Annotated in this window: 13 protein-coding genes and 4 pseudogenes; 13 read left to right on the forward strand and 4 right to left on the reverse strand. The window is 24.7% G+C overall.

The genetic code is table 4. From position 1 onward, the window contains the following. The first annotated feature begins 90 nt into the window (after positions 1 to 90). From ACI2WJ_RS04870 to ACI2WJ_RS04885, 4 genes are all read left to right on the forward strand, one after another. Positions 91 to 1,530, forward strand: a complete 1,440-nt coding sequence (locus tag ACI2WJ_RS04870) for an NADP-dependent glyceraldehyde-3-phosphate dehydrogenase (RefSeq protein ID WP_400255006.1) — start codon at positions 91 to 93, stop codon at positions 1,528 to 1,530. 246 nt (positions 1,531 to 1,776) lie between these two features. After that, positions 1,777 to 2,733, forward strand: a complete 957-nt coding sequence (locus ACI2WJ_RS04875) for an L-lactate dehydrogenase (RefSeq protein WP_400255007.1) — start codon at positions 1,777 to 1,779, stop codon at positions 2,731 to 2,733. Between the two features lie 34 nt (positions 2,734 to 2,767). Further along, a complete protein-coding gene (locus ACI2WJ_RS04880) occupies positions 2,768 to 3,574 on the forward strand; it encodes a formate/nitrite transporter family protein (RefSeq protein ID WP_400255008.1) in 807 nt (268 codons plus the stop codon). 293 nt (positions 3,575 to 3,867) lie between these two features. Continuing rightward, positions 3,868 to 4,266, forward strand: coding sequence for a hypothetical protein (locus tag ACI2WJ_RS04885; RefSeq protein WP_400255009.1), 399 nt, complete (start codon positions 3,868 to 3,870; stop codon positions 4,264 to 4,266). On the opposite strand, the pseudogene ACI2WJ_RS04890 reads toward ACI2WJ_RS04885, so the two are convergent. Next, positions 4,253 to 5,493: pseudogene (locus tag ACI2WJ_RS04890) on the reverse strand (IS256 family transposase). The gene ACI2WJ_RS04885 and the pseudogene ACI2WJ_RS04890 overlap by 14 nt on opposite strands. Before the next feature lie 283 nt (positions 5,494 to 5,776). On the opposite strand from ACI2WJ_RS04890, the gene ACI2WJ_RS04895 reads away from it, so the two are divergent. After that, entirely contained in the window at positions 5,777 to 6,541 is a 765-nt protein-coding gene (locus tag ACI2WJ_RS04895; RefSeq protein WP_400255010.1) for a hypothetical protein, read from the forward strand. On the opposite strand, the pseudogene ACI2WJ_RS04900 reads toward ACI2WJ_RS04895, so the two are convergent. The 3 pseudogenes from ACI2WJ_RS04900 to ACI2WJ_RS04910 all read right to left on the reverse strand — a co-directional run. Next, positions 6,538 to 6,630, reverse strand: a pseudogene (locus ACI2WJ_RS04900) (IS5/IS1182 family transposase); the annotation flags it as partial. The gene ACI2WJ_RS04895 and the pseudogene ACI2WJ_RS04900 overlap by 4 nt on opposite strands. A 27-nt stretch (positions 6,631 to 6,657) precedes the next feature. Continuing rightward, positions 6,658 to 7,780, reverse strand: a pseudogene (locus tag ACI2WJ_RS04905) (IS3 family transposase). A 77-nt stretch (positions 7,781 to 7,857) separates the two neighbouring features. Further along, positions 7,858 to 8,088, reverse strand: a pseudogene (locus tag ACI2WJ_RS04910) (hypothetical protein); the annotation flags it as partial. 66 nt (positions 8,089 to 8,154) lie between these two features. On the opposite strand from ACI2WJ_RS04910, the gene ACI2WJ_RS04915 reads away from it, so the two are divergent. The 8 genes from ACI2WJ_RS04915 (at position 8,155) to ACI2WJ_RS04950 (ending at position 13,024) form a co-directional block, all read left to right on the forward strand. Next, a protein-coding gene (locus ACI2WJ_RS04915; protein ID WP_400254935.1) for an IS5 family transposase occupies positions 8,155 to 8,944 on the forward strand; the annotation gives its coding sequence in 2 pieces (ribosomal slippage) (positions 8,155 to 8,415 and positions 8,417 to 8,944; 789 coding nt in all). A gap of 205 nt (positions 8,945 to 9,149) precedes the next feature. Beyond that, complete coding sequence (rpmG, locus tag ACI2WJ_RS04920) at positions 9,150 to 9,299, forward strand: 50S ribosomal protein L33 (RefSeq protein WP_174481164.1); 150 nt, start codon at positions 9,150 to 9,152, stop codon at positions 9,297 to 9,299. An 83-nt stretch (positions 9,300 to 9,382) separates the two neighbouring features. Then, the gene (locus tag ACI2WJ_RS04925) at positions 9,383 to 10,459 is read left to right on the forward strand and encodes a M24 family metallopeptidase (protein WP_400255011.1); all 1,077 of its coding nucleotides are present in this window, start codon (positions 9,383 to 9,385) and stop codon (positions 10,457 to 10,459) included. A 2-nt stretch (positions 10,460 to 10,461) separates the two neighbouring features. After that, complete coding sequence (efp, locus tag ACI2WJ_RS04930) at positions 10,462 to 11,025, forward strand: elongation factor P (RefSeq protein ID WP_174481165.1); 564 nt, start codon at positions 10,462 to 10,464, stop codon at positions 11,023 to 11,025. A gap of 14 nt (positions 11,026 to 11,039) precedes the next feature. Continuing rightward, positions 11,040 to 11,408: a hypothetical protein gene (locus ACI2WJ_RS04935; RefSeq protein ID WP_338959220.1), complete on the forward strand. Its 369-nt coding sequence runs from the start codon at positions 11,040 to 11,042 to the stop codon at positions 11,406 to 11,408. Beyond that, positions 11,374 to 11,778 carry a transcription antitermination factor NusB gene (nusB, locus tag ACI2WJ_RS04940; protein WP_338959222.1) on the forward strand — a complete coding sequence of 135 codons (405 nt, stop codon included), beginning with the start codon at positions 11,374 to 11,376 and terminating at the stop codon, positions 11,776 to 11,778. Before ACI2WJ_RS04935 ends, nusB begins: the two co-directional genes overlap by 35 nt. A gap of 257 nt (positions 11,779 to 12,035) precedes the next feature. Continuing rightward, positions 12,036 to 12,599 (forward strand): hypothetical protein, encoded by a 564-nt coding sequence (locus ACI2WJ_RS04945; protein WP_400255012.1) that lies wholly within the window; start codon positions 12,036 to 12,038, stop codon positions 12,597 to 12,599. Between the two features lie 107 nt (positions 12,600 to 12,706). Continuing rightward, positions 12,707 to 13,024 (forward strand): hypothetical protein, encoded by a 318-nt coding sequence (locus tag ACI2WJ_RS04950; RefSeq protein ID WP_400255013.1) that lies wholly within the window; start codon positions 12,707 to 12,709, stop codon positions 13,022 to 13,024. Positions 13,025 to 13,321 lie beyond the last annotated feature (297 nt).

The following is a 13,321-nucleotide window of genomic DNA, read 5'->3' on the forward strand; positions in this document are numbered from 1 at the left end:
TTTAAATAATAATTTTAGTTAAGAGTGAATAGGATAGGACTTATATCAATGCTATAATTATTATAGTAGTGATTTAAGGAGGAAGTATAGATGACAAATAATATTATTAAATATCAATCTCTAATTAATGGTGAGTTGTATGAAAATGGTAATTGAATATCAGTTATTAACCCCACTACTAATAAAATAGCAGGCCAAGTTCCTGCCTTAACTAAAGTTGAAATTAAAAAAGTATATGAATTTGCAAAATTTGCTCAAAAAAATTGAGAACAAATGCCTATTTTAAAAAGAATTTCTTTTTTAAATTTTTGAAAACAATTAATTATTCGCGATAAATTAATACTTGCTGAATTAATGACCAATGAAATTGCTAAAGGCACAAAAGCGGCTTGCAGTGAAATTGATAGAACAGTTGAATATATTGAATATACTTTACAAGAAGCATTACGTCTTCATCCTGAATCTTATACAGGTGATAGTTGAGGAAGTATGAACAAATTAGCTATTTTTGAATACGTACCAAAAGGAATTGTTCTTGCTATTTCCCCTTTTAATTATCCGATAAATTTATCAGTCTCTAAAATATTTCCAGCACTTGTGACCGGTAATAGTGTTGTTTTTAAACCTGCAACACAAGGATCATTGGTGGGATTACACTTAGCTAAATTAGCCAAAGAAGCTAACATTCCTAATGGTGTTTTTAATGCTATAAGTGGTAAAGGTAGTGAAATTGGTGATAGTTTAGTTGAAAATGAAGCAATTAATGTTATTTCTTTTACTGGTAGTGCTGTTGTTGGTAATCGTATTTCACAGAAATCTTTAAAAGCTGATTTGATTTTAGAATTAGGAGGTAAAGATCCAGCAATAGTGCTTAATGATGCTGATCTTGAAGATACAGCAACCAAAATCATTAAAGGTGCATTTAGTTATTCAGGACAACGATGTACTGCTATTAAGAGAGTGTTAATACAAAGAACAATTAGTAGCAAATTAATTCCAATTTTAAAAGAAAAAGTTGAAAAATTAACTGTTGGTTTGCCCACAGATGATTGTGATATTACTCCTGTTATTGATCAACCAACAGTTGATAATGCTAAAAAATTAATTAAAGATGCTTTAGATAAAGGAGCCAATTGTTTAATTGGTAATAAATTTAAAGAAAATTTAATGTGACCAACTATTATTACTGACGTAACAACAAAAATGAATTTAGCATGAGAAGAACCTTTTGCACCATTGTTGCCGATTATTATTTTTGATGAAGTAAAAGAAGCAATTAATATTACAAATGATTCACAATATGGTTTACAAGCTTCTGTTTTTACTACTAATATTAATAGTGCAATGAGTATTGGTAAATTATTAGAAGTTGGAAGTGTTAATATTAATGATCAGTCACAACGTGGTCCCGATCACTTTTCTTTTGTTGGTGTTAAGGATTCAGGTCTTGGCGTACAAGGTATTCGTCCTTCGTTACTTGCTTTTACTAGACCAAAAGGGATTGTTATTAATTGAAAAACAAAAATTTAAAAGAAAAAATAAAACTTATTTTAATAAAAAAATAAGTTTTATTTTTTTATTAAAATAGTGATAAGATAAAAATGTAATAAATTTTTGTCCTTGTTAATTAGATTTTTATTTTTTTAACATTCTTATATAAAAAGCATAATAAAAATATTACATATCATTGTAACTTTTATTTTAAAAAGTAAGTTATTAAAATAGTGCCGAGGATAAAGTACTGTTACATGAAATGCAAAAAATATGGAGGTAAATATGGCAAAACGAAAAATTGTCCTTGTTGGATGTGGAGCTGTTGGTAGTAGTTTTATTTACAGTGCCATTAATCAAGGTTTAGCCCAAGAATATGTATTAATTGATGCTTTTGAAGGTATAGTTGAAGGTAATGCGATTGATTTTGCTGATTGTCAAGCAGCTTTAGATCATCCTTTTATTTCAATTAAGGCTGGAAATTACAGTGATTGTAAAGATGCTGATATTATTGTTATTACTGCTGGAAGACCACAAAAAGATGGTGAAACAAGATTAAATATGGTAGCAGATAATGCCAAAATTATGAAGAGCATTGCTTTAGAAATTAAAAAATCAGGATTTAAAGGTGTTACTATTATTGCATCTAATCCTGTTGATATAATGACAACTGTTTATCAAAAAATTACACAATTTGATTATCATCAAGTATTAGGTTCTGGTACAATTTTAGATACCTTACGTTTACAATATTTAATTGGAGAAAAAATTGCAGTTAATCCAAAGTCAGTTGCTGCTTATGTAATTGGTGAACATGGTGATTCTTCAATGATTCCTTGAAGTTCGGTTTCGGTAGGTAATAAAACTATTTATCAACAAATTACTGAAGGTAGAATTAAAGAAAAAGATTTAGAAGAATTAAGAAAAGAAGTAGCACAAAGAGCTTATAAAATTATTAAATTAAAACGCGCAACTTTTTATGGTATTGGTGCAGCATTGGCATTATTAGTAAGAAATATCCTTGAAGGACAAAATCACGTTTTAGTAGCGGGTGCTTATTTACAAGGAGAATATGGACAGCAAGGTTTTTATATTGGTGTACCAACAATACTTTACGAAAAAGGTTGAAAAAGAGTAGTTCAGTTACCATTAACGAAAGAAGAGCAAACGGCATTTGATAAATCTTGTGCAATTATTAAAGAAACTTTAGAACAGCTTTTGCTGCTATTAAATAAAAGATAGGAGTAGTTTATTCGTGAATACAAGTGTAGAAAATATGAATAATGAAGAAACATTAACAAGTATTGAAACTTATATTGCTGTTTATAAGTATGCATTAAAGAAAGCACAAAGTCCGTTATTAAAAACTTTTTTAATGGGTATTGCGGCCGGACTTTTTGTTGGTATTGCTTATATTGCGGCTATTTTTGGTAGTAGAGGATTAAGTGATAATGGTATTAAAAATTTAACATTTGGTTTTATTTTTACTTTAGCAATTACTATGATTGTCTTTATGGGTGGTGAACTTTTTACTTCTAATTCCATGATATTTATGCCATTAATAAAAAAACAAGTTAAGTTAACAAGAATGTTAATTAACTTACTAGTAGTATTAATTGGTAATTTTATAGGTTGTTTTATTCTTTCATTATTTACATGATGAGCAGGATTTTTTGATAATCAAGCTTTTTTGGATAATGCTGTTAGTATTTTTAATCATAAATTAGTAATGTCTTGATGAAAAGCCTTTTTTAGTGGTATATTATGTAATTTTTTAGTAGCAGGAAGTGTTTATATTTCTCATGCCACTCGTTCATCTACTGCTAAATTTTTATTAATAGGATTAGTAATTATGGTTTTTGCCTTATCTGGTTTTTCTCACGTTGTAGCAAATTCTTATGTTTGAGGATTAGGACCTTTGTTTAATATTTATGGAATTCATAGTGGATTTAATGACTTTTTACAATTTGGTTATCAAGTACAACTTCCAACCTTATTTGGTAATTTTATTGGTGGTGGTATTTTATTACCTGGTATGTATTATTTAATCTTTAGAAAAGAATTACCAAAAATAACATTATAAATATATTATTAGTTTAATATAAAAATTAATCCTTTACTTTAGTTTTAAGTAATGGATTTATTAATTTTATGAAAATAAATTAATTGTAAATAGAAGTTATTTGATAAGCATATTTTAAAATTTGTCAAATTAAAGATTTTAAAAAGGAGAATGGTTTTGATAAAAAATATTTTTTAGAAAATAGATTAGAATACTTTAATATTAATTTTTTATTTTTTATTTTTTTTTGAAAATTAAAATGTAATTAACTTCTTAAATTTAAGAAGTTAATGGGGAAAAAGGGGGTTTTCATCATGAAAGCATTATTAAAAACATTAAGTGTTTTAACACTTGCAACAACTGTTAGCAGTTTAAGTAGTATTTTAAATACTAATAATATAGGTACGAATGCTAATCAGTTACAAGATTTAAAATGTAATCTTCAACAAAATAAAGATGATATTTCTTTAATTAATTTGAATAAAAAAGGTAAATTTTATTTTTTTAATAATAATCTTGGTTTAGTGATTAATGGAAATCAATTATGATTTTTAGATAAAGATAAGAAGTTTCAAGAAATTTCTAATCCTGATCATGTAAGATTCACTGAATTCACTAATGGTCAAGGAGGAAATTACGGAATTTTAACAGAAAAATCGAGGCTTTTTAATAATCTGTGTATCTTTGTTTTGCAAAGTACTAGTTCAGATTAATTCTGTCTTCAAATTTTATCATAAAATGAGCAATTGCTGTATTTCAATTTTGAATGGGCATTGTTCATTTTTTTGTTATATTTTCAATTGCTAAGTAAAATATTTTGAAAACTGCCATATCATTTGGAAAAACTTTTTTATTTCTGATGACTTTTCGTAATTGACTATTAACAGATTCAATAGCATTTGTAGTATAAATCACTCTTTTGATTTCTGGAGGATAACTAATAAAAATCATTAAATTATCTCAATTTTTATATCAAGATTTAGCAATTTGAGGATAGTGTTTATTTCATTTACTTTCAAATGATTCTAAAGCTTGCATTGCTTGTTCTTCACTACATGCATTATAAATTGGCTTTAAATCTGTAACTAGTGATTTTCGATGTTTGTATGAAACATATTTTAAACTATTTCAGATTTGATGAACTATACATAATTGATGTTCAGTTTTAGGATAAACTGATTGTATTGCTTCTGACATGCCTGTTAAGTTGTCACTACAAGCAATAAGAATATCATTTAAGCCACGATTTTTCATTTCTGTGAAATTTGCTAATCAAAATTTAGCGCCTTCATTTTCACTAATTCATAAACCTAAAACATCTTTTTTACCTTCTAAATCAACACCTAAAGCTATATAAACTGATTTGTTAATAATGCGTTTATCTTGTCGTACTTTAACTACTATACAATCAAAATAAACAATGGGATAAATGCCTTCTAATGGTCTATTTTGTCATGCTTTGACATCATCAATCACATCATCAGTAATTTGTGACTAATAACACTTTCACTAATATCAGCACCATGATATAACTCTTGTAACTGCATTCTAATATCTGATAATGTCATACCTTTTGCATATAAGGAAAGAACTTGTTGATCAAAACCATCAAATCTTCTCTGTCTTTTTGGCACTATTACAGGAGTAAAATTACTATTACGATCTCGTGGTACATCAATCTCAATTTTACCTTGTTGAGTTATTAATTTTTTTGAACTTATACCATTACGAGCATTGTCACTATTACTATGTTGATTTTTTTCATATCCTAAATAATTTTGCATCTCAGAATTCAACATTTTTTCAACTAAACGTTTTGTTAATTCTTTATATAAACCTCCTTCTTTAAAAACTGTTGTTAAATCTTCAGTATTTTCTAATAATAAATCTACTGCTTTTGATATTGGATCATTATTATTAAAGTTATCTTTTTTAGCCATCTGTAACTCACTCTTTCTAGTCATTTAATTATATTTACTAGAATTAATTAAACATAGTTATTTTTGTAAGTTACACAGATTACTAAACATTACCGAAAAATCTACCAAAAACCTGTATTTATTAACTTCTAATGGTGTTTTAACTTCATTAAAAATAGAAATATTTAAAGAATTTAATCTTTATGGCAAGGTAACAGCAATTAGTAATACAAAATTTTTAATTGAAACAAAAATTTTAAATCACACTATACTTACTCTTGGAGAAGTAAAAGATCAAAAATTAATGCCATTAAAATTTGTTTCTTTATTTCATACAATAAAAGAAATTAACTATATTCGTGATGATGAAGTTATTATTAAGTCAGATAATGGAGACTATAGTCTTTTAATAAGTAATTCCGATTTTACTATTAATAAATTATCGTGAACAGCAAAATATTTTTTTAAAACTAATAGGGAAGTTTGAGTAATTAAAGATGATAATAATCAAGTATTAATTTATGATTATGTAAGTAATACATATTCTGAATTAGATCTTTATGGAATTGATATTATTAGATTAAATAGTAAAACATATATTTTAAAAGAAGATAGTAAAAATATTCAAATTATTGATTCATCAGGTCAAGTTATTAAAGGAAAATATAATTTTGAAATTTCTGATGATTATGATTTATTGAATATTAATAGTCAATTATTACTTTTATTTGATCGACAACAAAAAATGACAGTTAGAATAATTGAGAGAAATCTTAATTCTGAAAATGAATTAGTTGTATTAAAAACAATAAATTTAACTAATGAAATAAGTGAAATAAAATTATTAAATAATCAAGAAAATAAGGGTAAATCTTCAACTAATTTTTTCGTTAAAACATTAAATAATACAAATTATGTTCTTAATATTGATGCAAATATAAACAAAATTGAGAATTTAGAAGTTAATACTAAAAGTATTCCTGATGGAATGAATGGCGAAATTAATTGATATAATAAAACAGTTAGTATTTTTACACAGTATAAAACTGATGACTTAGAACCTGTTTAGAATCTTTTTAATAAAACTGAAATAAATGAAAGAACAACCATTTGTAAACTAGTATTTAGTTTTCTTTCACAATTTTTTCATAATCTTCTGTATTGGAATGGCAACCCTTTTTAGGACTATTTTTTGGTAGACATTTTTTCATGATATTTAACTGGAGTTAGGTAGTTTAAAGTGCTGTGGATTCGTATGTTGTTGTATCAATTGATATAATCAAATAATTCTAATTTTAATTGGATTAATGATGTAAAATTTTTATCATTAATAAATTCAGTTTTGAAAGTTTTGAAAGTTGCTTCAGCAACAGCATTATCATAAGGACAACCTTTTTTGCTTAAAGAACGGGTAATATTGAATGCTAATAAAAGTTTATCAATAGTTTTATTATTGAATTCATTACCGCGATCACTATGAAATATTTGAATATCTTTTAAACAGCGATTTGATTGCATAAATGCTTGATATACTAATGATGCATCTTTTTTAGTACACCTACACTATGTCCAATAATTTCGCGGTTAAATAGGTCGATTAATAAGCAAATATAGTTTCACTTACCATTAACTTGAACATAAGTTAAATCACTAACAATAACTTCATTTTTAAGCCTATTATTAAAGTTTCTATTCACAAGATTGCTTATTTGGCTATCATTGACTTTGTTATGATGATTTTTAAATGATAATTTAGTGTATTTTGATATTAAATTATGCTGATTCATAATTTCTTTAATTTTTTTGCGTGATAAATAAATTTCTTTATTTTCTAGACTGACTTTTAATCTTCTTGTTCCATAAACTTCTTTATTTTGTTTAAAAGCACTAATAACAGCTTCATCATACATATTATTTTTGATTTTATCTTCTTTTTTCTTTAAATTAAAATAATATGTTGATTTAGAAAGTTTTAAAAAACGACAAATTGGACGAATTTTATATTTAGATTTATTATTTGTAATAATCTCTACTTTCTGCCTATTATTAGTGCTGCTTGCTTTAAAATATCATTCTCCATTCTTAATTGTTTTAATTCTTTATTTGCTTGAATTAATTGTTTTTCTAAATCCGAAAGATTATCTTTAGTTTTAAAACTGCCTGAATTTGTAAATTGCTTAATTCATTTATAAGTAGCTGCTCTTGTAACGTTGTATTCTTTAGCAAGGCAAGATACTGATTTGCCATTTTGATATAAAAATACTATTTGTTTTTTAAATTCATCATTATATGAGTTAATATTGGCCATAATTATATTTCCTTTCTTTTAACTAATTTGTTCACTTGTCTACGTAATTAGTGTCCAATAAAGTGTAACCCATCCAAAAAAGTCATATTTTCTCCAATAGAAACAAATTCAGTACCTAAAGCAAAATCAATCACATTTACACAATCAATATTGGTAAAACCAAAGATTTTCATTACCTCCATATTGCCTTTTTTCAAAAGGGTCCTACAACCGTGCTTTACAATCCAATCAGTCTGATTGTTTTTACCATATCATTCCTTTGCAATTTTTGTAACCAAGTCAGGATGTGTTTTAGAAATATCATTTAGAACCTGTTTAAAATCTTTTAGAGAAATAGGGTAAAATGATTATATATTTTAATATAAGAGGTATATATGCGTAAAAATTATCCTAGTAATGTTAGCAAAGAGCAATTTGAAAATATAAAATCAATTTTAGAAAATACTAAAAAGAGAACTAAACCAAGAAGCTTAGATTTATATGAAGTATTTTGTGCAGTTTTATATGTATTAAAAAGTGGTTGTCAATGAAGAATGTTACCAAAAGATTTTCCAAAATGACAAATTGTATATTATTATTTTCAAGTTTGAAGTAAAAATAATGGTAAAGAACCTAGTGTATTACAATTAGTTTTAAAAAAAATTAGTCATGGCATTTCGTATCAATAATGGTAGAAAAGAACAAACTAGTTTTTGTATAATTGATTCACAAAGTGTTAAAAATACAGATACTACTAAAAACAAAGGTTATGATGCTGGTAAAAAGATTTCAGGAATAAAGCGTCATATTGCTGTTGATTCTCAAGGTTTACCACATGCAATTTACATAACCACAGCAGAAAAAACAGATCGTAACAGTGCTATAATAATGATTGAAAATGAAAAAGAGAATCTTTCTGCAGTTCAAAAAATACTAGTAGATGCTGGTTATACTGGTGAAAAATTTGCTTCTAAAATTAAAACAATTATAAATGCAAATGTTGAAGTTATAAAACGTAATGAATTACATTCTTTTGTAGTATTACCAAAAAGATGAGTTGTAGAACGAAGTTTTGCATGATTAGAAAAATGCAGAAGATTATGAAAAAATTGTGAAAAAAAATTAAATACTAGCTTACAAATGGTTGTTCTTACCTTTATTTCAATTTTATTGAAAAGATTCTAAACAGGTTCTTATATTGATATCAAGTGTTTTAAATAATATTATTTAAATAATTACCTAGTTACTGATATTTTTTATTTTTAATATTAGTAACATTTTTTCATATAAGGAAGTTTAAAAATAATTCCTTTATTTAATTGAACTAACTATTTAATTATGCAATAATATTGTATTGTATATAACTCAATTATTATTAAGGAGGCGCACAATGCGTGATGGATTAACTTTAAGATGTGAAGTTTGCAAAGAAGAAAATTATATTGCTGATCGTAATAAAAAAACTAAGCCTGAAAAATTAGAAACAAAAAAACATTGTTCTCGTTGTAATCAACATACACTACATAAAGAAAAGAAATAAGTTTTACTTATTTCTTTTCTTTAATTTGCAGTACAATATACTTAGTTATTAATTAATGATTTATTAAAAGGATTGAATTTAAAATGAAAAATTTAAATAAAAAAGAAATTATTGAAACAATATTAACCAAAAATAAAATAGATGCTATGTTATTTTATTCTCCCGAAAATCGCTTTTGATATAGTGATTTTATTTCAACGTTAGGTTATTTATTGATTAGCAAAAATGATGCAAATTTATTATTAGATGGAAGATATATTACTGAGGGAAAAGAAAATGCCAAAAATGTTAAATGCATTCAATTTAGTAATATTTTTTCTTCATTGAAAGATTTATTAAAATCACAAAAAATTAAAAAAATTGGTTTTGAAGCAGAATATATTACTATTGCTCAATTAGAAAGTTGAAAGCAAGAAATTAAAGATATTGAATTTGTTCCAATTTATGTTAGTTCACTAAGAATGATTAAAGATGAAATCGAAATTGCACGAATTGCAAAAGATTGTGCTATTGGTGATTTGGCTTTTAATGAAGTTTTAAACTTTATCCGACCTGGTGTTAGTGAAAAAGATGTTGAAGATATAATATTACGTTCATTTGTTAAAAATGGTGCAACAAAAGCATCATTTGATACTATTGTTGCTTCTGGAGAAAGAGGAGCAATGCCTCATGGTAAAGCTAGTAATAAAAAAATTGGCAATAATGAGTTAATTACTTGTGACTTTGGTTGTGTATATGAAGGTTTTTGTTCAGATATGACTAGAACTTTTGCGATTGGTAAAGTTAATCCAAAATTAATTGAAATTCATGAAATAGTTAAGTCAGCACAAATGGCAGGAATTAAGGCTGTAAAGCCGGGTATAGCTATTGGTGAAATTGATAAGATTTGTAGAGAATATATTAAAGAAAAGGGTTATGAACAATATTTTACTCATGGTACTGGTCATGGACTTGGTATTGAAATTCATGAATCACCTTGAGTTATTAAAAATGAATCTACTATTTTAGTTCCGGGAATGGTTATTACTGTTGAACCAGGTATTTATATTCCTAATTTAGGTGGTGTTAGAATTGAAGATGATATTTTAGTTACCAAAGATGGTTATCAAATTTTAACAAAATCATCTCGTGAAATTGATATTTGAAAGGAGAAAAAATAAAAATGATTAACGTTAATGATTTTAAACCAGGAATTACTTTTTTACATAATAAAACTGATATTTTAATAGTTATTGAATCAGCACATTCTAAAAGTGGACGTGGACAAGCGCATGTGAAAGTAAAAGCAAAAAATTTAAGAACACAAGCTATTATTAGTATTACTTTTACTGGTGGTGATACAGTTTATCCAGCTATTATTGATAAACGACCAGCAATTTATAGTTATGATGATGGTATGTATTCAGTTTTTATGGATAATGAAGATTATAATGAAATTAGGATTGATCAATCACGCTTATCATGAGAAAAAAAATTTTTAGTTCCTGGTAATGAAGTATCATTAAGGGTTTATAAAAATTTAGAAATATTAGGTATTGATTTACCTCCTTCGGTAGTATTAGCGGTTGTTGATGCTCCACCAGGAGTAAAGGGAAATAGTGTTTCTAATACAACAAAAACAGCTATTTTAGAAACTGGTTTACAATTACAAGTACCAATGTTTATTAATAATGGTGATAAAATTGTAGTAAGTACAGATGAAGGGAAATACAAAACTCGCGCTTAAGAAAGGTGAATATTATGGAAATACTTATTGAAGAAAGTAAAGTTGGAACATTAAAATTATCTTCGTTAATTATTAAAAAATTTATTTATATGTTATTAATTAATGATAACTATCAATTAACATTAGAAGATGTTGAAGTTCTAATGTTAGAAACAAATGATATTACTGCTATTAATAATAATATTGTTGTGCGAATAAAATTAATTGTTAATCCAAATGAAGATTTAGTAAATTTAAAAAATAAAATTAATAATTTAATTTTAAGACGTACTGAATCAGCTTTAAATTTATTTTTATTAAATATTCATATAATATTTATTGCTCAAACTAAGGAAGTAGAAATCAACAATGCAAGAACAAAAGAAGATAACCCAGCATCATAAAAGAATTGGCATGATGGAAGTATTATATCAATATTTCCTTGAAGGCCAATCACAACAATCGTTTAAACAATTTCTTTTTGAAGAAGAAGGTAAGAGTTTAATTACTGAACAATGTGAGATATTAAATAAAATAATTGATTATGAATATGATTTAATAGATTTAATCAATAATAATTTAAAACAAGGATGAGATTTTGAAAATTTAAAACCAATTGAACAAGCAATTTTAATTTTAGCAGTGTATGAAATTGTCCATACTAAAACAGATAAAAAAATTATTATTAATGAAGCTATTATTATAACTAAAGCTTATTGTCCAAATGATGCTTATAAATACATTAATGGTGTTTTAGATAAAATAAATAAGTAATTATAACTAGTATATGATTGAATTTAGTTAATAACTATATTTCTAATATAAATATATTATATTATTTTAAAGATAATTTTTTATTTTATAATCCAATATTTTTGTTCAATATAACTATTTTTTTAAAATTAATAGTTAAAAAATAAAAAAATAAAGTATAATATACTTTAATAAACTTAATAAACTTAATATAAGTTTTTACCCATTGTTTTTTTAAAGCAAATGGGTTCTTTTGTTTTTAAAAAGGAGAAGTATATATGCCATTAACTAAAGAAGAATCTTTTTTAATATTAGATAAAGAAATTAAAGAATTAGATGAAAAAATATCTTATATTGATAAAAAAAATACAGAATTAAAATTAAATATTTCATTAATCAAAGAGGAGGAATTTTTTACATTAGATGAAGAAATCAATGAATTAACTGGACAAATATTTGATGAAGAAGATAAAAATATAAAATTAATTGGAGAAATTAAAGTATTAGAAAAAAATATTAAAGTTCTAGAAAAACAAAAAAACCAAAAAAATTGAAAACTAACTTTTTTAAATGTATTTACTTTTGGTATTTTTAAATATTATAAAAATAAAAATATTGATAAGCAAATTAAAGAAATAAAAATTAATAGAGAATGTTTGAAACAAAGGATAAATAATAATAAAAATATTATTAAATTGTTAAAAATTAAAAAATTAAAAATTATTAAAAAAACTAATATTCTTTTAAAAAACTTATTTTTTGTTAACAATCGATTAATTAAAATTAATAAAGAATTTTTTCAACAGTTAGATAATTTAAAAAATCAAATAGCAAAAAAATAGTAGTTCCTATTAATAATGATTCTTCATTAGAACAAAATTCTTCTGGATATAATAGTGCTGATGATAGTGATATTGAAGTACTTTCTGAATCTGAGAAAAAAGATGATATGTTAAAAGTATCTTTAAATAAAAAAATTATTTTTAGTGAAGAAATGGAAGTAGATGTTACTGTTAATAAATTAAATTTTAATGATGATGATAGTGATATTGAAGTACTTTCTGAATCCGAGCAAGAAGATGATATATTTTTAAGTAAAGATAGTGGTTTTAATGATGATGATGGCAGTGATATTGAAGTACTTTCTAAATCAGTGGAAGAAGAGGATGCTAAAATATTTGGAAGTTGTTGTTTTAGTCAAAATTTAATAAATAATTTCGCGAAAAGTTTTTCTACAGTACCTCCTATTTTAAAAAAAGTATTTTAACTAGTTAAAATACTTTTTTTAAAACATATTAGTGAAAAAAATAAAAATAATAATTAAAAATAAAAAAGTAAGTATAATTTAGTTTATAAACTAAATATAGTTTTTAACCTATTGCTTTATTTATAAGTAAATGGGTTTTTTTAATTTTTAAAGGAGAAAAAAATGTTAATTGAAAAAATTAACATATTAAAAAAAGCAAAAGAAGACTTGGATAAAGAAATATTTTTTATTGAGAAAAAAAGTGAATAAATTGTTGAGCAAATTGAATCTTTAGAAAATAAAATTAAACGTTTAAAA

The sequence above is a fragment of the Spiroplasma endosymbiont of Cleonymus obscurus genome, assembly GCF_964273375.1.
GTDB lineage: Bacteria > Bacillota_I > Bacilli_A > Mycoplasmatales > VBWQ01 > Spiroplasma_E.